The 20353-nt window shown below is 61.4% G+C and carries 14 protein-coding genes; 5 read left to right on the top strand and 9 right to left on the bottom strand.

Translation table 11 applies throughout. The features are described 5' to 3' along the window. Positions 1-151 precede the first annotated feature (151 nt). Complete coding sequence (hrpA, locus tag DJ564_RS08520; RefSeq protein ID WP_109628479.1) at positions 152-4063, bottom strand: ATP-dependent RNA helicase HrpA; 3912 nt, start codon at positions 4061-4063, stop codon at positions 152-154. 249 nt (positions 4064-4312) lie between these two features. After that, a complete protein-coding gene (aceK, locus tag DJ564_RS08510; protein ID WP_109628478.1) occupies positions 4313-6031 on the bottom strand; it encodes a bifunctional isocitrate dehydrogenase kinase/phosphatase in 1719 nt (572 codons plus the stop codon). A gap of 156 nt (positions 6032-6187) precedes the next feature. Between aceK and DJ564_RS08505 the strand changes: the two genes are divergently transcribed. Further along, positions 6188-7096, top strand: a complete 909-nt coding sequence (locus DJ564_RS08505) for a DMT family transporter (protein ID WP_109628477.1) — start codon at positions 6188-6190, stop codon at positions 7094-7096. 128 nt (positions 7097-7224) lie between these two features. On the opposite strand, the gene DJ564_RS08500 is transcribed toward DJ564_RS08505, so the two are convergent. From DJ564_RS08500 to DJ564_RS08475, 6 genes are all read right to left on the bottom strand, one after another. Then, a complete protein-coding gene (locus DJ564_RS08500; RefSeq protein ID WP_109628476.1) occupies positions 7225-8805 on the bottom strand; it encodes an aldehyde dehydrogenase (NADP(+)) in 1581 nt (526 codons plus the stop codon). 42 nt (positions 8806-8847) lie between these two features. After that, a complete protein-coding gene (gene araD1 / locus DJ564_RS08495; RefSeq protein ID WP_109628475.1) occupies positions 8848-9843 on the bottom strand; it encodes an AraD1 family protein in 996 nt (331 codons plus the stop codon). A 29-nt stretch (positions 9844-9872) separates the two neighbouring features. Further along, a complete protein-coding gene (locus tag DJ564_RS08490) occupies positions 9873-11048 on the bottom strand; it encodes an L-rhamnonate dehydratase (RefSeq protein ID WP_109628474.1) in 1176 nt (391 codons plus the stop codon). Between the two features lie 328 nt (positions 11049-11376). After that, a complete protein-coding gene (locus DJ564_RS08485; RefSeq protein ID WP_109628473.1) occupies positions 11377-12381 on the bottom strand; it encodes a 4-hydroxythreonine-4-phosphate dehydrogenase PdxA in 1005 nt (334 codons plus the stop codon). Then, entirely contained in the window at positions 12378-13349 is a 972-nt protein-coding gene (locus DJ564_RS08480; RefSeq protein WP_109628472.1) for an amidohydrolase, read from the bottom strand. The genes DJ564_RS08485 and DJ564_RS08480 overlap by 4 nt, the downstream gene beginning before the upstream one ends. Further along, entirely contained in the window at positions 13342-14676 is a 1335-nt protein-coding gene (locus DJ564_RS08475; RefSeq protein ID WP_109628471.1) for an MFS transporter, read from the bottom strand. Before DJ564_RS08475 ends, DJ564_RS08480 begins: the two co-directional genes overlap by 8 nt. Before the next feature lie 377 nt (positions 14677-15053). Here DJ564_RS08475 and DJ564_RS08470 point away from each other — a divergent pair, with 377 nt between their 5' ends. The 4 genes from DJ564_RS08470 (at position 15054) to DJ564_RS08455 (ending at position 19194) form a co-directional block, all read left to right on the top strand. Then, complete coding sequence (locus DJ564_RS08470) at positions 15054-16070, top strand: tripartite tricarboxylate transporter substrate binding protein (RefSeq protein ID WP_109628470.1); 1017 nt, start codon at positions 15054-15056, stop codon at positions 16068-16070. A gap of 52 nt (positions 16071-16122) precedes the next feature. Continuing rightward, on the top strand, positions 16123-16656 hold the full coding sequence (locus DJ564_RS08465) for a tripartite tricarboxylate transporter TctB family protein (protein WP_109628469.1): 534 nt from the start codon (positions 16123-16125) through the stop codon (positions 16654-16656). Continuing rightward, positions 16653-18182, top strand: coding sequence for a tripartite tricarboxylate transporter permease (locus tag DJ564_RS08460; protein WP_109628468.1), 1530 nt, complete (start codon positions 16653-16655; stop codon positions 18180-18182). Before DJ564_RS08465 ends, DJ564_RS08460 begins: the two co-directional genes overlap by 4 nt. Positions 18183-18252: 70 nt before the next feature. Beyond that, positions 18253-19194 carry a LysR family transcriptional regulator gene (locus tag DJ564_RS08455; RefSeq protein ID WP_109628467.1) on the top strand — a complete coding sequence of 314 codons (942 nt, stop codon included), beginning with the start codon at positions 18253-18255 and terminating at the stop codon, positions 19192-19194. A gap of 260 nt (positions 19195-19454) precedes the next feature. Here the strand turns inward: DJ564_RS08455 and DJ564_RS08450 are convergent, their stop codons facing one another. Next, positions 19455-20318, bottom strand: a complete 864-nt coding sequence (locus tag DJ564_RS08450) for a DMT family transporter (RefSeq protein ID WP_109628466.1) — start codon at positions 20316-20318, stop codon at positions 19455-19457. Between the last annotated feature and the right edge of the window lie 35 nt (positions 20319-20353).

The following is a 20353-nucleotide window of genomic DNA, read 5'->3' as shown; positions in this document are numbered from 1 at the left end:
GTTTGCCATAAACATTGGGTTTTGACCCTATTTGCTGGAACAAACGGGTACCTGTGGGAGCGGGCTTGCCCGCGAAAGCGGTGTGTCAGTCAACATTGATGCTGGAGCTGACGGCCCCTTCGCGGGCAAGCCCGCTCCCACAGGGGAAGTGTCACGGTTCGACCTGGGTCCATTGCTTGTTCAAGCGCTTGTCGGAGATCGGCACTTTGGTCCCCAGTTGCTGGGCGAACAGCGAAACCCGGTATTCCTCCAGCCACCAGCGATAGAGTTCCAGTTGCGGATCGCGCTTGCCTTCCTGGGCGTGCTTGCTGGCGCGAGTCTGATATTGCGCCCACAGGCCAGACAATTCGCCACTCCAGACCCGATCCCTCTGCACCTGGGCACCGATTTTCTCAGAGCGCTGCTCGACGGCTTTCAGGTAACGCGGCAACTCCTTGAGCCACTGCATCGGTGTTTCCCGGACAAACCCCGGATACACCAGATGGCTGAGCTGCTGCTTGATGTCGTTCAGGGCCACGGCTTGTGCCAGGTCAATCTTGCCCTTGAAGCGTTTTTGCAGGCCGTGCCAGTGCTTGAGAATCTCCAGCGTCAACTTGGCCAGACGCTCGGCGTGCTCTGTCCAGCCGCCGCGCTTGCGCTCGGCCAGCGCCGCCAATCCGGCGCCATCGCGTGGCAACGGGTCTTCGCCGTCGAGAATGCAGCTGTCGAGACTGGCCAGCAGAATGTCTTCCACCAGACTGTCGATGCGCCCCATGTCGCGGTACATCAGGCCCAATTCGGTCAGCCCCGGCAATTTGCCGCGCAGGAACTTGGCCGTGTCAGCCAGTTGTTGCATCAGCAACCGCTGCAAGGCGCGGCGATGCTGGAACTCGGCTTCGGCCGGGGTCGAGAAACGCCCTTCCCTGACCGTGCCGCTCTCTTCCACCAGCGCCGGATACACCGTCATCGACAGCCCGGCGATCTTCTGTTGAGTCTTTTCCGCCACCGCCGCGAAGACTTTCGCCTCCACCGGCTGCTGGCTTTTCGCGGTTTGCGGCACGGCCAACGCGGCCTGGCTGGCTTCGGCAAAACGTGCGGTCAATTCGGCCAGGTCTCGCCCTTCGCCGAGGAACTTGCCCTGGCCGTCGACGATTTCCAGGTTCATCCGCAGATGACTGTCGACCTGTTGCGATGCTTCCGCCCAGGCTTCATCGCTGACTCGCGCGCCCGTCATGCGCAACAGTTCGCGGCCCAACGCCTGCGGCAACGAGCCCTCGGCAAAGGTCATGCGCTGCAACGCGGCTTTGACGAAGTCCGGCACCGGCACAAAGTTCTTGCGCAGGGCTTTGGGCAGGTTGCGCACCAGCGCGATGCACTTGGCCTCGATCACGCCCGGCACCAACCATTCCAGGCGTTCCGGCGGCAACATCGGCAACAACGGCGCTGGCACGCGCAGGGTCACGCCGTCGCGCGGGTGATTCGGCTCGAAGTGGTAACTGAGGGCCAGTTCCAGATCGCCGATGTGCAAGGTGTCCGGGTAATGCAGGGCGGTGACTTCACTGGCCTCGCGGGCCAGCACGTCTTCTTCGCGCATGATCAGCAGCTGCGGGTCTTTCTGGCTGTTGACCTTGTACCAACTGTCGAAAGTCGCGGTCTGGTGAATCTCCGCCGGCAGTCGCGCATCGTAGAAAGCGAACAGGGTTTCTTCGTCCGCCAGGATGTCACGGCGACGAGCCTTGGCTTCCAGTTCGTCGAGCTGTTCAAGCAATTGCGCATTGGCCGACAAACATTTGGCTTTGGACTGAATCTCGCCCCGCACCAAACCTTCGCGAATGAAAAACTCACGGGACACCACCGGGTCAATCGGCCCGTAATGCACCGGCCGGCGACCGACCACGATCAGCCCGAACAAAGTGATCTGCTCGAACGCCACGACTTGACCGCGCTTCTTCTCCCAGTGCGGTTCGAAGTGGTTTTTCTTGATCAGGTGCCCGGCCAGCGGCTCGATCCAATCGGAATCGATCTTGGCGACCATGCGCGCATAGAGCTTGGTGGTTTCCACCAGTTCGGCGGTCATCAGCCATTGCGGGCGCTTTTTGCCCAGCCCGGATGACGGGTGAATCCAGAAACGTCGCTGACGCGCACCGAGGTAATCGCCTTCATCGGTTTTCTGGCCGATCTGGCTGAGCAGGCCCGAGAGCACGGCTTTGTGCAGTTTCGGGTAATCCGCCGGCTCTTTGTTCAGGCTCAACTGCATGTCGCGGCAGATCAGGCTCAACTGCCGGTGCGAGTCGCGCCATTCGCGCAGGCGCAGGTAATTGAGGAAGTTCTTACGGCACCAATTGCGCAGTGGACTGGCCGTCAGCGCCTGGCGTTGTTCTTCAAAACCTCGCCACAGATTGACCAGCCCGGCGAAATCCGAATCCACGTCTTTCCACTGTGCGTGGGCCTGATCCGCCGCTTGCTGGCGCTCCGGCGGACGCTCGCGCGGGTCCTGAATCGACATGGCGCTGGCGACGATCAGCACTTCCTGCAGGCTGCCGAGTTTCGCCGCTTCCAGCAGCATGCGTCCCATGCGCGGGTCCACCGGCAGGCGCGCCAACTGGCGACCGAGCGGGGTCAGCTGGCTGTTGCGGTCCACTGCCGAGAGTTCTTGCAGCAGGTTGAAGCCGTCGCTGATGGCCTTGCCATCCGGCGGCTCGATAAACGGGAAGTCGGTGATCTCGCCGAGGCGCAGATGCAGCATCTGCAAAATCACCGCCGCGAGGTTGGTCCGCAGAATTTCCGGGTCGGTAAATTCCGGGCGACCGATGAAGTCTTCTTCGCCATAGAGGCGGATGCAAATGCCCGGTTCGACCCGTCCGCAACGGCCTTTACGCTGATTGGCGCTGGCCTGGGAAATGGCTTCGATGGGCAGGCGCTGGACCTTGGCGCGGTAGCTGTAACGGCTGATGCGCGCGGTGCCGCTGTCGATCACGTAACGGATGCCCGGCACGGTCAGCGAGGTTTCCGCGACGTTGGTCGCCAGCACCACGCGACGGCCCGGGTGCGACTGGAAAATCCGCTGCTGTTCGGCCGGCGACAACCGCGCGTACAGCGGCAGAATCTCGGTGTGCTTGAGCTGGGCCTTGCGCAGCATGTCGGCGGCATCGCGAATCTCGCGTTCGCCGGGCAGGAACACCAGCACATCGCCGGGGCTCTTGCGCTCGCTGCGTTCGAACGCGGCGATTTCGTCGAGGGTGGCGAGGATCGCCTGATCCACAGTCAGGTCGTCCTCGACGCGGTTGCCCTCTTCGTCCTGCTCCAGGGTCAGCGGGCGGTACCAGGTTTCCACCGGGAAGGTGCGGCCGGAGACTTCGACAATCGGCGCGTCATCGAAGTGCTTGGAGAAGCGCTCCAGGTCGATGGTCGCCGAGGTGATGATGACTTTCAGGTCCGGACGGCGCGGCAGCAGGGTTTTCAGGTAACCGAGCAGGAAGTCGATGTTGAGGCTGCGTTCGTGGGCTTCGTCGACGATGATCGTGTCGTAGCGTTCGAGGTAGCGGTCGTTCTGGGTTTCCGCCAGCAGGATACCGTCGGTCATCAGCTTGATCAGGGTGTTGGAATCGCTCTGGTCTTCGAACCGCACCTGATAGCCGACCAATGCGCCCAATGGCGTCGCCAGTTCTTCGGCAACCCGGCTGGCCACGCTGCGTGCAGCGATTCGACGCGGCTGGGTGTGGCCGATCAGGCCGTGCTGGCCTCGGCCGATTTCCAGGCAGATCTTCGGCAACTGGGTGGTTTTGCCCGAGCCGGTTTCGCCGGCGATGATCAGCACCTGATGCTTGAGCAGCGCTTCCTTGATTTCATCGCGCTTGGCGGCGATCGGCAAACTGTCGTCGTAACGAATCACCGGCAGGCTGGCGCGCCGCGCCAACACCTGGTCACAGGACGCCTGCATACGCGTCACCCACAGGGCCAGCTTGGCCTCGTCGGGTTTCTTGCGCAGCTCAAGCAACTGCCGCCGCAGCCGGTGGCGGTCGGCGAGCATGGCGTGATCGAGGTTTTTCAGCAGTTTGTCGATGGAAGGCGATTCGTCAGTCATCAGGTACGCAAAAGTCGTCTAGTGGCGCAGGGGGGCGATTGTCGCAGATTTGCGCCCACGGCGACGAATGCAACCGCTTTTGTGGTGAGGGGATTTATCCCCGTTCGGTTGCGAAGCTATCGTAAACCGGTCCGCGCGGTTTATCTGCAATACCGCGGTGGATGGTTTTAGGGCCGCTTCGCAACCCAACGGGGATAAATCCCCTCGCCACAAAAGCCCCATCACCACAGGGTGTCATCTCAGAGCGGGCTATTCGTTGTCGAGGCCTTTGCGCCGATACGGGAACACGTCGATGACCTTGCCGGCGCGGATGGCTTCCTGAAGGCTTTTCCAGTAATCGGCGTTGTACAACTCGCCATGCAATTGGTCGAATAACTTGCGCTGCCCGGAATCGGCAAACAGAAACGGCGGAAACTCCTCGGGAAACACATCCAGCGGCCCGATCGAATACCACGGCTCGGACGCCATTTCATCTTCGGGCGTACGCGGTTGCGGGATGTGGCGGAAGTTGGCTTCGGTCAGGAAGCAGATCTCGTCATAGTCATAAAACACCACGCGACCGTGCCGAGTGACGCCGAAGTTCTTCAACAGCATGTCGCCGGGAAAGATGTTCGCCGCCGCCAGTTGCTTGATCGCCAGCCCATAATCCTCCAGCGCCTCGCGGACTTGCGCGTCGTTGGCGTTTTCCAGGTACAGGTTGAGCGGCGTCATCCGCCGCTCGGTCCAGCAGTGGCGGATCAGCACGGTGTCACCTTCCACCGACACCGTGGACGCGGCGACCTCAAGCAGTTCCTCCAGACACGCCGGCTCGAACTTGCTCAACGGGAAGCGAAAGTCGGCGAATTCCTGGGTATCGGCCATGCGCCCGACCCGGTCGACGCTTTTTACCAAACGGTATTTTTCGATCACCGTGGCGCGGTCGACGTTTTTCGACGGCGAGAAACGGTCCTTGATGATTTTGAACACGGTATTGAAACCCGGCAGCGTGAACACGCTCATCACCATGCCGCGCACACCGGGGGCCATGATGAATTGGTCGTCGGTGTTGGCCAGGTGATTGATCAGCGCCCGGTAGAACTCGGACTTGCCGTGCTTGTAGAAACCGATCGAGGTGTACAGCTCGGCGATGTGCTTGCCCGGCAGGATGCGCTTGAGGAAGCCAATGAACTCGGCCGGCACCGGCACATCCACCATGAAATACGAGCGGGTGAACGAGAAGATGATCGAGACATCGGCTTCATCGGTGATCAGCGCATCGATCTGAATCCCGCGGCCTTCGCGGTGCAACAGCGGAATCACCAGCGGCCATTGTTCGTCCCGGGTGTAGATGCGCCCCACCAGGTACGCGCCCTTATTGCGGTAGAGCACAGAGGAAAACAGCTCGACGCTCAATTCCGGGTCCTTGCACACCCAGTCCGGCAGGTTCTCGCGCAGTTGCGCTTCGAGGCGGTGCAGGTCGCCAGCCAGGTCGGCGTAATCCTCGCTGAAGCTGTAATCGGCAAAAATACTCGCGAGCATGCCGGACAACTGGCCCTGAGGCTTGTAGGTCCGGGTTTGCGCGGCGCGGGCCCGGCGCAGGCTGGGCCGGGTGGTGTGGATGAACATGCAGCCGTCGCTGATCAGGTCATGGCTGAACAGCCCGCAGAAAATCGAGTTGTACCAGGTTTCGGACAGTTCATCGTCGAAACGCAGGTCGATCAGGGTGATGTAAGCGCTTTTGACCAGCGGCCAGCAACTGACGTCCAGCGTGTCGGCGTCGAACGCGATGCGCAGCCGTTCCACCGTTTCGCTGACTTTCTCTTCGTACAGATTGATCCGCGCGGCCGAGGCTACCTGCGCCTCCTGCCACTTGGCCTGTTCGAAGCGGGCCCGGGCGCCGTCAGTGATCTGGCGGAAATGCTCGCGGTAATCGTCAAAGCCATCGAGGATCATTCGGGCGATGTCGGCGGCTGGCCATTGCTGCGGCATGGTGAGACCTCTGCGGGAATTCGTGAGCCCTGAGCTTAGCCAGTGAACCGGATGCAGAGAAGCGTAATTTTCGGCTCGGGTTAAATGCTCGTTTTTCGGTTGCCATGGATCAGGCGCTCGGCAACACTCTCGTCCCCATCAAGGAAGGAGTGCACCGTGAGCCCTGTCGATATTTTCCGTTTGCTGTCGCTGGCAGCGATCTGGGGCGCGAGCTTTCTGTTCATGCGCATCATCGCCCCAGTGATTGGCACAATCCCCACTGCCTTTTTCCGCGTGTCGATTGCCGCCACCGGCTTGCTGGTGATCCTCGGGCTGATGCGCATCAGCTGGGACTTCAAAGGCAAACTCAAGACGGTGATGCTGCTCGGGGTAATCAACTCCGGGATTCCGGCGACCCTCTATTCGGTGGCCGCCCAAGTGCTGCCGGCCGGTTACTCGGCAATTTTCAATGCCACCACGCCGCTGATGGGCGTGTTGATCGGCGGCCTGTTCTTCCATGAAAAACTCACCGCCGCCAAGCTTGGCGGAGTATTCCTCGGGCTGCTTGGCGTGGGCGTCCTGACCCGCGCCGGTCCGGTAGCGTTCGACATGGAATTGCTGATGGGCGCCGTCGCCTGCCTGCTCGCCACCACCTGTTATGGCTTTGCCGGGTTCCTGGCCCGCCGCTGGCTCGATCACGCGGGCGGTCTCGACAGTCGTCTTTCGGCGCTGGGCAGCATGCTCGGGGCGACGCTGTTCCTGTTGCCGTTGTTCGGCTACAGCGTGATCAGCCAGCCACCGGCGAGCTGGGGCGGCTGGAATGTCTGGTTGTCACTGCTCGGGTTGGGGCTGGTGTGTACCGCGCTGGCGTACATTATCTACTTCCGCCTGCTCAGCTCGATCGGGCCGGTGAGGTCGATGACCACGACCTTCCTGATCCCGCCGTTCGGGGTGTTGTGGGGGGCGCTGTTGCTGGATGAGCCGTTGTCGATGGCGCACATTTATGGCGGGGTGTTGATTGCGGCGGCGTTGTGGCTGGTGTTGAAGCCTTCGGTGGTGAAGGCTGCGGCGGTGGCTGCCAAGTAATTGGGTGTGGCTGATGCCGTCATCGCGGGCAAGCCCGCTCCCACAGGGTTTGGTATTGATCACAGAATCTGTATACGACACCAATCACTGTGGGAGCGGGCTTGCCCGCGATGGCGGCAGCCCAAACACTACAAAGCTGACTGACTCACCTCGCCATCCACCAACCGCCGAATCCCCAGCGGATTGGCGTTCTGCAGCGCCTCGGGCAGCAACGCATCCGGATAATTCTGGAAGCACACCGGCCGCAGGAATCGGTCAATCGCCAAGGTGCCCACCGACGTCCCGCGCGAATCCGACGTCGCCGGATACGGCCCTCCATGCACCATCGCCTCACACACCTCGACTCCGGTCGGATAGCCGTTCAACAGAATCCGCCCGACCTTTTCCTGCAGCAACTCCGCCAGCCAACGGTATTCGAGCAGTTCGTCCGCCTCGCCAATCAGCGTCGCGGTCAATTGCCCGCGCAGGCCGTGCAGCACCGCAGCCAGCTGCACCCGGTCTTCAACCTCGATGACGATGGTGGTCGGACCGAACACTTCTTCCTGAAGCAGTTCATCGCCCTTGAGCAACAGGCTGACGTGCGCCTTGAACACTTGCGGTTGCGCCTGATTGCCTTGTTGCGGCTTGCCCGCCAGGTGCGTCAGCCCCGGATGCTCGTGCAACGCCCCAAGGCCCAGGTTGTAACTGACCAGCGCGCCGGCATTGAGCATCGTCTGCGCCGGTTGCTGGTTCATGCTCGCGCAGAACGTTTCCAGAAACTGGCTGAACTGCGGCGAGCGCAAACCGATGACAAGGCCCGGATTGGTGCAGAACTGCCCGCAACCCAACGTGACCGACCCGGCCAGCTGCGCAGCAATTTGCTCGCCGCGCACCGCGAGCGCTTCGGGCAGCAGGAACACCGGGTTGATGCTCGACATCTCGGCAAACACCGGGATCGGTTGCGGCCGGGTCGCGGCCATGTGGCTCAGGGCATTGCCGCCCTTGAGCGAACCGGTGAAGCCCACGGCCTGAATCGCCGGGTGCTTGACCAGCCATTCGCCGACACCCCCGCCATAAATCATGTTGAACACGCCGGGCGGCATTTCGGTGCGCTCGGCGGCGCGAATGATCGCGTCGGCGACCCACTCGGCCGTCGCCATGTGCCCGCTGTGCGCCTTGAACACCACCGGGCAACCGGCAGCCAGCGCCGAAGCGGTGTCGCCACCGGCCGTGGAAAAGGCGAGCGGGAAGTTACTGGCGCCGAATACCGCAACCGGGCCGATGGCGATGCGGTACTGGCGCAGATCCGGACGCGGTAACGGCTGACGATCCGGCAATGCCCGATCAATCCGCGCACCGTAGAAATCGCCGCGCCGCAGGACCTTGGCGAACAAGCGCATCTGGCCGCTGGTGCGTGCGCGCTCACCCTGGATACGCCCGGCCGGTAGTGCGGTTTCGCGGCACACGGTGGCGACGAAGTCATCGCCCAGGGCGTCGATTTCATCAGCAATGGCGTCGAGGAACTGCGCGCGTTTCTCCGCGCTGAGGTTGCGGTAGACCGGGTAGGCAGCGGCCGCCGCGTTGGCTGCCGCGTCCACTTCCGCTTCAGTGGCCTGGAAAAAACTTCCCGGCAGCGCTTCGCCTGTCGTGGCATCGAGGCTTTGCAGCTGCTGCGTACCGTTGGCACTGCGGCGACCGCCGATGTAGTTGTGTCCGAGTAGCGTGGTCATGGGTGATTCCTTGACCGGCCGACAACGCCGGTGATTGAAGACTTAAAGCGCACGTACCTGGCCGATGGCCAAAGGCTGCGCGCTTTCGCCGATGCCGTTTTCCAGTGGCGCGCCGAACTCATCGAGGCTGATCTGGAAGCGATCGCCCGGCTGGGTTTTTACCCCGTCGGCAAACGACAGCGTGGCGGTGCCGAAGTAATGCACGTGGACATCGCCCGGACGCAGAAACTGTGCGTATTTGAAGTGGTGGAATTCGAGGTTGGCGAGGCTGTGGCACATGTTGTCTTCGCCGCTGAGAAACTCTTTTTCCCAGAGTGTTTCGCCATTGCGCGTGATGCGGCTGGTGCCGGCCAGGTGCCTGGGCAATTCGCCAACGCGCAGTTCCGGACCGTAAGCGCAGAAACGCAATTTCGAATGGGCGAGATAAAGGTAGTTGCGCCGCTCCATCACATGGTCGGAGAACTCGTTGCCCAAGGCGTAACCGACGCGGTACGGCTGGCCGTCGTCGCCGATGACGTAGAGGCCAGTCAGCTCCGGCTCTTCGCCAGCGTCTTCGGCAAACGGCGGCACCGGGAAGTCTGCACCGGGGCGCACGACGATGCTGCCGTCACCTTTGTAGAACCATTCCGGTTGCGCGCCGACCTGCCCGGCCGCCGGTTTGCCGCCCTCCAGGCCCCATTTGAAAATGCGCATGGTGTCGGTCATGCCGGCTTCCACCGCGCCTTCCTGCTGGTGCATTTTGTCCCGCGCCGAGGCGCTGCCCAAATGGGTCAGGCCGGTGCCGCTGATCAGGCAGTGAGCCGGGTCTTCGTGGTCCAGTGGCGGCAGTACATGGCCCTGCTGCAACAGTTGCGCGTAATCCGGTCCCGGCTCGGTGCCGCGCAAAGCGACTTCTTCTTGCAGGCTGCGTTGGGCGCGGATCGCCGCGAGGGCCAGTTCACGGGTGCTGCGGGTGCCTTTGAGCACCTGGACCTGCGAGCCTTCGACCAGGCCCACCTGGCGTTCACCGGCAGTGTTTTCAAATTGAATCAGGCGCATGACAGCCTCCAGAAAGTCGGGGATTTGGGTCACTCGATGATGTTGAAGTCGCTCAAGTACTCATCGGAGATTTCCAGGCCCAGGCCCGGCTTGTCGTCATCGAGCTGGATGTAACCGTTGACCGGTTGCGGCTCGCCCTTGAACACGTAGTAGAAGAGTTCATTGCCGACCTCGACGTCGAACACCGGGAAGAACTCGGCCATCGGCGAGGCGGTGGTGGACATGGTCAGGTGGTAGTTGTGCATCTGCCCGGCGTGCGGGATCACCGGCACCGACCAGGCTTCGGCCATCGCGTTGATCTTGCGTGCAGCGGTGATGCCGCCGACGCGGTTGGTGTCGTACTGGATCACGTCGATGGCGCGGCGTTCCAGCAGGTCTTTGAAGCCATAGGAGGTGAACTCATGCTCGCCGCCGGAGATCGGCATGATCCCCATTTTCTTCAGCTCGATGTAGCCCTCGATGTCATCGGCAATCACCGGCTCTTCGAGCCAGCGCGGTTCGAACTCGGCGAGTTTGGGCAGCATGCGGCGGGCATACTCCAGGGTCCAGCCCATGTAGCATTCGAGCATGATGTCGATGTCGGGGCCGGCCAGCTCACGCAGGGCGCGCACTTGCTCGATGTTCTTGCGCATGCCGGCAGGGCCCTCTTTCGGGCCATAGCCGAAGCGCATTTTCAGCGCGGTGAAACCCTGGTTCAGATAGCCCTGGGCTTCTTCGAGGAACAGGTCGAGGTTGTCATTGGCGTAGAGCTTGGAGGCGTAGGTCCAGATCTTCTCTTTGGTGCGCCCGCCAAGCAGTTTGAACACCGGCTTGTTCACGGCTTTGCCCATGATGTCCCAGATGGCGATGTCGATCGCCGAGATCGCCGCCATGCCGATGCCTTTACGGCCCCAGGCGTGGCTCTGGCGGTACATTTTCTGCCAGATGTATTCGTTGTCGAACGGGTCTTCGCCAATCGCAATCGGCGCCAGGTAGGTGTCGATGATTTCCTTGGCCACACGTGGCGCCAGGGCGCAGTTACCGATGCCGACGAGACCGGTGTCGGTCTCGACTTCCACCACCAGCCAGCCGTGGAAACGGAACGAACCCATGGCGTCGCCGCGCTCGAACAGGATGTCGCTGGCGTTGGTGCAGAAGTGCGCTTGAGGGGGAACGACTTTGCCTTTCCACTCGAAAACGCGGGTACGGATGGCTTTGATTTTCATGGATACGGATTCCTTGCGCTGCCGGCTTTTTGTAGTTGTTGAGTCGCTGCGCAGAGCCGCTCGGGGTGGCGGGTTCCGGCATTCGATGGAGCGACTTTAGCCAGCGCCCGGGGGGTGCGGATAATCACTTATGCGTATCCGGCGATAACCTGGGGTGATAGGAAAAACGCAATAGTGAGTGGATAGGGTTATCAGCCACACACAAAACAAATGTGGGAGCGAGCCTGCTCGCGATGGCGTCAGGCCAGGCACTTCTACAGTGACTGTCAGACCGCTATCGCGAGCAGGCTCGCTCCCACAGGGGATTTATGCAGTTTTAGGAATTGGATCAGTAGCTGTTGACGCCCATTCGGCAGGCGATTTCGAAGGCTTGGCGGATCGCACCGACATTGGCCTTGCCCTGCCCTGCGATATCGAAGGCGGTGCCGTGGGCCGGTGTGGTGATGGGGATCGGCAAGCCGCCCTGTACGGTGACGCCACGGGAGAAGCCCATCAACTTGATCGCGATCTGCCCTTGGTCGTGATACATCGTCACCACCGCGTCAAAGGCACTGGCATCGCCCTGAACCTTGAGGAAAATCGTGTCGGCCGGATACGGTCCTTCGGCCGCAATCCCCAACGCCTGGGCCGAGCGCACGGCCGGGCCGATGATGTCCAGTTCTTCGCGCCCGAACGAGCCGTTGTCGCCGTTGTGCGGGTTCAAGCCGCACACACCGATGCGCGGTTTTTCCAGTCCGTTGCGCTTGAGCGCGGTGTCGATCAGCTGGATGGCTTCCACCACCCGCGTCTGGGTCAGCATGCCCGGCACTTCGGCCAGTGCCACGTGGGACGTCACGCGGGAGGTCCAGAGGTTATCAAGCACGTTGAATTCGCAGAACGGCCCGTGGAAATCCAGCAGCTCGGCGAACCAGTGCAGTTCATCGCTGTGGGCCATGCCGGCCATGTGCAACGAGGTCTTGTTCAACGGCCCGAACAGCACCGCGTCGGTGGTCCCGGCCTCGGTCAGGCGCAGGGCTTGTTCCAGGGTGTCGAGGCTGTAGCGACCGCCGATGACGCTGGCTTCACTGCGTGGAAATTCACCGACGGTGTCGCCGCGAAAGTCGTAGAACAGCGGCGTGTCGTCGACAAACGACAGCTGATCCAGCGACTCGACGCGACGGTAAGGAAACTCCGTCCCGGCGATGCGCATGCCACGGCGCATTTCCGCCTCGTCGGCGATCAAAATCACATTGGCCTGGCTGCGCACTTGAGGCTCCGCCAACAGGCGTGCGATCAGTTCCGGGCCGATGCCCGCCGGGTCACCCAGCACCATCGCGATGGTTGTCTTGTTCATGCTTCACTCCTCAAGAATTCAGGCCATTGGCGGTCAATGGCGCAAGGCTCGCAGCGATAGACCCGCTGCGCGTTGCTGTAGAACAGTCGCTCCTGATCGGCGCTTGGCAGATCAGCAACGATGGATTTGAAACCGCTGTAGATGTCGTCGAACGAGCCGCATAGGCTGTCCACCGGAAAGTTGCTGGCGAACATCGCCCGGTCTGTGCCGAACATGGCGATCACTTCACGCACGATCCAGGCGTTGTCCTTGGCGCGCCATGCCTGGCCCTTCTGGCCAAGGCCGGAAATCTTCACCTGCACGTTCGGCCATTGGGCCAGCCGCGCCATCGCCAGACGCCAACCGGCCAGGCCTTCGGCGCTGCGGTCATTGGGCAACCCGGCGTGGTTGAGAATCAGCGTGGTGCCGGGAAAGTCCCGGGCCAGCCGTTCCGCCTCGTGCAGATTCCACCAGGGCGTCTGCAAGTCGAAATGCAAACCCAGGCCTTCCAGTGCGGCAAAACTGCGCCGCCAATGCTCGTCGCTCATGAGGCTGCGCACATGGCCAACCTGCGCGGGGGAAGTCGGTCCGCCCGGCTTGTGGCGAACGCTGCGCACGCACTTGAAGCTCGCTTGTTCACTCAGTACCGCGATGGCGTCCGGGTGATCGAGCCAGGCCTGCGCCACGATTGCGTTGGGGACGCCGTAACGGGCCGTCAGACTTTCGATGAACACGGTTTCGCCAATCGGGTCTTGCGGGTCCCATTCGGTCTCGACGTAAACCGTTTGCACCACGCGATGCGGGCCGGCGTCTGCGAAATAATCCTCGGGGAAATAGCGCCGCTTGATCGCGCTGTAATCACCGTAGCGAAACGCAATGTTGGCCTCGGGCGCCAGCCACGGATGGTCATTGATCGTCGGGTCCCAGAAGTGATGATGGGCGTCGATGATTGGTCCGTTCCACGCTCGGTTAGATAGGTGTTCACCCATTACGCACCTCGTCGAGACTGATGAACAACGTCGCCAGCACAAAGACTGCCGAGCACACCGCAAAGAACCCCAGCACCGGCGCAAAACCACCGGTCATCTGCAGAATGATCCCCACCAGGATCGGCACCGCGATACCGCCAGTGCTGCCGGCCATGTTCATCACGCCGCCGATCAACCCGACCCGCGCCGGTGCCGCCAGCAACGCCGGGAAGCTCCAGTAGAGGCTGCCCCACATCAGGAAAAACGCGGTCATGGCCAACAACGCCACGGCCGCAAAAGGATTGCTCAGGGTCGGCAACAACAGGAAGGCGCCGAGGGCGACCAGACCGGAAAACGCCAGCAGGCTCTTGACTGCCACACCACGGCTCACGCCCTTGCGGATCAACCCATCGCAGAGGAAACCACCGGTCAGCGAACCCAACGCGCCGCACACGAAGATCACGAAAGTCGCCGCGCCGATGCCCTTGATATCAAAGCCGCGAGCCTGCGCCAGATAACTCGGGCCCCAGGTCAGCAAACCGAAATACACCATCGCCCAACTGGCGCGACCGATCAGCAAACCGCTCAGCGAGCGGGCCGCGATGCCCAGGCCTTTGACCGGCACCCGCGCAGCTTCGGCAGCCGGTGTCGCGCGCCCGGCGTTGATCTTCTCCAATTCTTCGGCATTCACTTGCGGGTGAGTGGCCGGGTCATCGCGCAGATAACGCCGCGCCAGCCAGGCCAGCACCAGGGTCGCGATACCGGCAATCACGAACGCCAGGCGCCACGAATCCAGGGAAGCAATCAGGTAGGCAATGATCAACCCGCCCAGCGCCACGCCCAACGGGCTGCCACTGTCCATCAGCACCGCGCCGCGACTGCGCTCGCTCGGCGCCAGCCACAGGGAAATCAGCTTGCCGCCAGAGGGGAACAACGGCGCCTCGGCAGCACCGAGTGCAACCCGGGCGAACAGCAATGACAAGCCGCCCGTCGCAAACGCCGCCAGTACCTGAAAGGTGCCCCACAACCCGGTGGACCAACTGATGACCCGATGCGGGCCGAAGCGATCGATCAGCCAGCCGCCGGGAATCTGCAACAACGCATAGGCCCAGAAAAAACTGCTGAGGATCAGCCCTTGCATGCTTGGCGACAGGGAAAACTCGTGGGCGATGGTCGGCATCGCGATCGACAGTGACACCCGGTCGATCAGGTTGACCATGGTCAGCGCGAAAACGATGGCAAAGATTCGCCAGCGCACGCCGCTGGCTTTGGTGGCGCTGGTCAACGGTGTGGACGCTGGCTGGACACTCGCGCCGGGTAGATGCAGGGAAGCACTGGAACGAGCCATGGTGCGTACCTCGATTTATTATTTTTGTGAATGCCGTGCGCTGCCTGTTTGCCGCGCTGATGAGCACTATCGAAGGCTCAGTGATAACCGTCTAATCAATGATTGAGATACGGCGATAGCCTCGGGTTATGGCATACCCTGTTTTCAGGGGGCTTTCACGGTAGGCCGCCTGTACCGACTTTCCTCTCAAAAGGCTCTGGCGCAAAGCCTTCAGCGACAATCACTGATTTGTCCGTCTCGACCTATAACCGCAGGCTATCGGTGTATGTTTTGTTTTGACTAGACGCCGGGGCGGACCCTTCCCACACTCAGCCCAGGCTTGCAGCTTTTGAGCACCGACAAGTCATTCATAACAATTACAAAAAACGAGGCCTTCCATGCGAAATGCATTCGTCCGTCGCACATCCCGTCTGATTCTTGGCTGCACGCTGATCACCGCCGGCGCCCTCCCCGCGCTTGCCAACGCTGCCTGGCAGCCGGACAAGAACGTCGAAATCGTCGTCGCCGGCGGCCCCGGTGGCGGCACTGACCAACTCGGTCGGCTGATCCAGTCGATCATCACCACGCACAAGTTCCTCGACGTCAATACCATCGTCCTCAACAAGGGCGGCGGCAACGGCGCCGAAGCCTTTCTCGACTTGAAGATGAACAAGGGCGATCCGGAAAAACTGGTGATCGGCACCAACAACATCTACCTGTTGCCGCTGGTTTCCAAGCTCGGCTATCAATGGCAGGAACTGACCCCGGTTGCCGCCGTCGCCGAGGACGACTTCATTCTCTGGAGCTACAAGGATGCGCCCTGGAAGGACGCCAAAGGCTTCTACGAAGCCGCCAAGGCTGATCCGTCGAAACTGCGCATGGGCGGCAGCCAGTCCAAGGATGTCGACCAGACCCTGACGCTGCTGCTGAACCAGACCAACAACAGCAAACTGGTGTACATCCCGTTCAAGAGCGGCAGCGAAGCCGCGACCCAACTGGCCGGCAAACACATCGCCGCCAACGTCAACAACCCCAGCGAAAGCATCAGCCAGTGGCGCGGGGACCAGGTCGAGCCGCTCTGCGTGTTCAGTAAAGAGCGCATGGGCTACACCGATAAGGTCGCGGGCGATAAATCCTGGGCCGATGTCCCGACTTGCCACGAACAAGGCCTGGGCATCGATCAGTACCGCTTCCCGCGCACCGTGTTCATGCCCGGCGAAGTCACCGCCGAACAGCGCGCGTTCTATGTCGAGCTGATGCGCAAAGTCACCGAGACCCCGGAGTTCAAGGCGTACGTCAAGCAGAATGCACTGGTGCCGACCTTCCTCGAAGGCGAGCCGCTGACCGCCTACATTGAGAAAGACACCGCCCGCGTCACGCCGGTGTTCAAAGAAGCCGGCTGGTTGAAAAATTGAGTTGTTCGCGGCCGTCCGCAAGCGCACGGCCGTCACCTCTGGAGGTGCTTTCATGTCCCATTCTTCGGATTCATCGGCGCTGGTCGGTACCCGCTGGGTCGAGCTCGGCCTGACATTCTTCACTACGCTGATCGGCGCGGTGGTGATGTACGGCAGTCTCGAACAAGGTATCGGCTGGGGCGATTCCGGCCCCGAGCCGGGTTACTTCCCCTTCTACATCGGCTTGCTTTTGAGCGCCGCGAGCGTGGGCAACGGCGTGTTGACCGTGGTGCGCTGGCAGGCCCTGAGCATTGCATTCGTGAGCCGCAGTGCATTCAAGCAAGTGCTGTCGGTGTTCATCCCGATTGCGCTGTTCGTCGGCGCCATGCCGTTCACCGGCATTTACGTGGCCTCGGCCTGTTTCATCGCCTGGTTCATGTGGCGTGACAAGGTGCGCGTCAAACCCTATGGCAAGTTGATGATCGGCACCGTGTCCCTCGGCGCAGTGCTCGCCAGCTACCTGATTTTCGCGCTGTGGTTCAAGGTCCCGCTGGATGCCGGCCCGATGGGCGACTGGATTAGCCTGGCCGGGAGAAGTTTCAAATGAGCGAATTCGATTCCCTGCTGCAAGGCATGAATCTGATCCTGACCCCGGGCCACATCGGCCTGATGGTGATCGGCGTGCTGCTGGGCATTCTGGTCGGCGTATTGCCCGGCCTCGGCGCTCCCAATGGCGTGGCGTTGCTGCTGCCACTGACCTTCACCATGTCGCCGGTGTCGGCAATCATTTTGCTGTCGTGCATGTATTGGGGCGCCCTGTTCGGCGGCTCGATCACCTCGATTCTGTTCAACATCCCCGGTGAGCCCTCATCGGTGGCGACCACGTTCGACGGCTACCCGATGGCCCGCGAAGGTCGCGCCGCCGAAGCCCTGACCGCAGCGTTCAGCTCGGCACTGATCGGCGCCCTGGCCGGGGTGTTGTTGCTGACGTTCCTGTCGACCAAGATCGCCGCGTTTGCCATGTCGTTCAGTTCACCGGAGTTCTTCGCGGTGTACCTGTTGGCGTTCTGCACCTTCATTGGCATGAGCAAGAACCCGCCGCTGAAAACCGTGGTTGCGATGATGATCGGCTTCGCCATGGCTGCCGTGGGCATGGACACCGTGTCTGGCAACTTGCGCCTGACCTTCGACCAACCCGCCTTGATGACAGGCATCAGTTTTGAAGTGGCGGTGATCGGTCTGTTCGGCATCGGTGAAATCCTCTGCACCGTCGAGGAAGGCCTGGTGTTTCGCGGCGAGCATGCGCGCATTACGCCGATGATCATCCTGCGCACCTGGGCCAAATTGCCACGCTACTGGTGGACGATTGTGCGCAGCACGCTGGTCGGTTGCTGGATGGGCATTACGCCTGGCGGCCCCACCGCTGCCTCGTTCATGAGCTACAGCCTGGCGCGGCGCTTCTCGAAGAACCGCGAGAACTTCGGCAAGGGTGAACTCGAAGGCGTGATCGCCCCGGAAACCGCCGACCACGCCGCTGGCACCAGTGCCTTGTTGCCGATGCTGACCCTCGGCATTCCGGGTTCGGCGACGGCAGCGGTAATGCTCGGCGGCTTGATGATCTGGGGCCTGCATCCTGGCCCGACGTTGTTCGTCGAGCAGCACGATTTCGTCTGGGGCCTGATCGCCAGCATGTACCTCGGCAACGTAGTGAGCCTGATCGTAGTGCTGGCCACCGTGCCGCTGTTCGCTTCGATCCTGCGCATTCCGTTCTCGATCATTGCGCCGATCATCATCATGGTCTGCGCTATCGGTGCCTACTCGGTGCACAACTCGTTCGTCGACGTGGTGTTGATGCTCGGCTTCGGCGCGCTGGGTTACCTGTTCAAGAAACTCGGTTACCCGATCGCGCCGCTGGTGTTGGCGGCGGTACTGGGCGACAAGGCGGAAGATGCGTTCCGTCAGTCGATGCTGTTCTCCGATGGGCACTTGGGGATCTTCTGGTCCAATCCGTTGGTGGGCAGCCTGACTACGGCGGCGCTGCTGATGCTGTTCTGGCCGTTGATTTCCAAGGCGCTGGGAACCCTGACGGGCCTGCGCAAACCTCAGGTCGCCAAGCCTAAATCGGTGCTGTGACACGGCAATACTGGCAACGCCTGACATTTGTTGTCAGGCTTGCCGCAGTCCTTATTGCGAGCACGGCCACATGACCCGAATTCCTGCTGCCAATGTGATCCACAGCCGACTGCGTCTGCGCCAACTGCGGCTGATGCTGGCATTACAGGAATTCGGCTCGTTGCGCCGCGCCGCCGACCACATCGGCATGACCCAGCCGGCAGCCACCAAGATGCTGCACGAAGCCGAGGATTTGCTCGGCGTCGAGCTTTTCGAACGCCTGCCTCGAGGCATGCGCTCCACCCCGTTCGGGGAAACCGTCATCTACTACGCGCGCATGGTGTTTGCTGAACTCAGCGGCATGCGTGAAGAACTGGTCGCGCTCGAATCCGGCAACCTTGGCCGGGTCGCGGTCGGTGCGATTCCGGCGTTGGCCTCGGGGCTGTTGACCCGCACCATCGCGACCTTGAAACAGAGCCATCCGCGCTTGTCCATGAGCATTCAGGTCGACACCAGTGACGTGCTGGTGCAAGCACTGTTGCAGGATCAACTGGACATCGTTTTGGGCCGGATTCCGGTGGGCGCGCGCGCCGAGGAGTTGCTGTTCGACAGCCTCGGCGAAGAAGCCTTGTGCGTCATATCCGGCGCACAGAACCCGTTGGCGAAGGAGAAAAACCTGAGCTGGGCAGAGTTGCAGAACATGACCTGGGTGCTGCAACAGCAACCGAGCCCGATGCGCGCGATCATCAATCAGGTGTTTCACAATGCGCGGGTCGATATTCCGAGCAGCATCGTCGAAACCACCTCGATCATGACCTTGCTGTCATTGATCCAGCAGACCGACATGCTCGGCGTCACGCCGGTGTCGGTGGTGGAGGATTATCCGGGGCGTGATTTGCTGGCGGTGTTGCCGATCAAGTTTGAGGCACGACTGCCGCCGTATGGGCTGATCACCCGGCGTCACCGGATTCAATCGTCGGCGATGCAGGCGTTCATGAATTCGGTGCGGGCCGAGCATGCGCTGAGCAAGTAACAGGTTTTTTTGGTTGGGGTACATATCCGTTTTTTGGGTAACGGCGGCTATTGGTTCCGCCCTTACGGCGGGTGACTTTGAAAAGCGCAAAGTAACCAAACGCTTTCGCCCCTGACGTACGGTGCCTCGCTGTGGCTCGGCACCGAACGTCAGGGGCAAGAGCCCTTTGGTTACTTTGGGGCTTTTCCAAAGTGACCCGCCGTAAGGGCGGAACCAATAGCCGCCATAACCAAAGAAACGGATATGCCCCCGATCCGTTCCTACGCTGTTTTACGGAACACGAAGACCAGACCGATGATGATCAGCAGCATGCCGAGCATGCTCAATGCCGCCAAACGATTACCAAAAATCAGGTAGTCCATCACTGCCGTCACCGCTGGCACCAAGTAAAACAGACTGGTGACATTCACCAGATTGCCGCGAGCGATCAAGCGGTACAGCAACAAGGTTGCCAGCACCGACACCACCAACCCCATCCACACCACCGGCACGAAAAACCCGCTGCTGTGTTCGAAATGAAACGGCTGGAACGGCACAAAGATCCCGCAGAGCAACAGCCCCGCCAGGTACTGCACCGGCAGCGTGCCGAGCGGATTGTCGGTGATGCGTTTCTGCATGATCGAGCCGAACGTCATGCTCGCCAGGGCCAGCAAACCGAACAGCATGCCGGCCAGTGACATGCCGGCCAGACCGATGCCCTGGTAAACCACCATGATCAACCCGGCCAGACCCAGCGCCAGACCGAACATTCGGCTGGCTGAGCGCTGCCGTTCCATGATCACCACCGTGAGAATCGGCTGCACCCCCATGATTGTCGCCATCACGCCCGGGGTGACTTTCAGGTCCAGGGCCAGCAGATAAAAAATCTGATACGCCCCCAGCAACACCACGCCCGTGGCCATCGCATACACCATCGGCTTGCCGCCCTTGGGCATTTTCAGCTTGAGCAAAGGCACCAACAGCATCAATCCGCACAAGGCGATGACAAAGCGAATCAGCAGAAAGGCGAAGGGTGATGCGTGGGCCAGGCCCCATTTGGAGAAGATCGCCCCGCTGCTCCACAGCAGAACGAACAGGCTCGTGGACGCCGCCGCGAGCGCGGTTTTTTTCGAAAGGACAAACATGAATACCACCTGTAGTCAGGCAAAAAAAGCCAAGT

The organism is Pseudomonas sp. 31-12, assembly GCF_003151075.1.
In the GTDB taxonomy this organism is placed as follows: domain Bacteria; phylum Pseudomonadota; class Gammaproteobacteria; order Pseudomonadales; family Pseudomonadaceae; genus Aquipseudomonas.
The sequence above is the reverse complement of the archived record's forward strand: the minus strand, read 5'-3'. Positions and strand labels throughout refer to the sequence as shown.

Bases quoted from the DNA above. Each gene is read 5' to 3' on its own strand.
- hrpA (WP_109628479.1), bottom strand. From the start codon at position 4,063: ATGACTGACGAATCGCCTTCCATCGACAAACTGCTGAAAAACCTCGAT.
- aceK (WP_109628478.1), bottom strand. From the start codon at position 6,031: ATGCCGCAGCAATGGCCAGCCGCCGACATCGCCCGAATGATCCTCGAT.
- DJ564_RS08500 (WP_109628476.1), bottom strand. From the start codon at position 8,805: ATGACCACGCTACTCGGACACAACTACATCGGCGGTCGCCGCAGTGCC.
- araD1 (WP_109628475.1), bottom strand. From the start codon at position 9,843: ATGCGCCTGATTCAATTTGAAAACACTGCCGGTGAACGCCAGGTGGGC.
- DJ564_RS08490 (WP_109628474.1), bottom strand. From the start codon at position 11,048: ATGAAAATCAAAGCCATCCGTACCCGCGTTTTCGAGTGGAAAGGCAAA.
- DJ564_RS08485 (WP_109628473.1), bottom strand. From the start codon at position 12,381: ATGAACAAGACAACCATCGCGATGGTGCTGGGTGACCCGGCGGGCATC.
- DJ564_RS08480 (WP_109628472.1), bottom strand. From the start codon at position 13,349: ATGGGTGAACACCTATCTAACCGAGCGTGGAACGGACCAATCATCGAC.
- DJ564_RS08475 (WP_109628471.1), bottom strand. From the start codon at position 14,676: ATGGCTCGTTCCAGTGCTTCCCTGCATCTACCCGGCGCGAGTGTCCAG.
- DJ564_RS08470 (WP_109628470.1), top strand. From the start codon at position 15,054: ATGCGAAATGCATTCGTCCGTCGCACATCCCGTCTGATTCTTGGCTGC.
- DJ564_RS08465 (WP_109628469.1), top strand. From the start codon at position 16,123: ATGTCCCATTCTTCGGATTCATCGGCGCTGGTCGGTACCCGCTGGGTC.
- DJ564_RS08460 (WP_109628468.1), top strand. From the start codon at position 16,653: ATGAGCGAATTCGATTCCCTGCTGCAAGGCATGAATCTGATCCTGACC.
- DJ564_RS08455 (WP_109628467.1), top strand. From the start codon at position 18,253: ATGACCCGAATTCCTGCTGCCAATGTGATCCACAGCCGACTGCGTCTG.
- DJ564_RS08450 (WP_109628466.1), bottom strand. From the start codon at position 20,318: ATGTTTGTCCTTTCGAAAAAAACCGCGCTCGCGGCGGCGTCCACGAGC.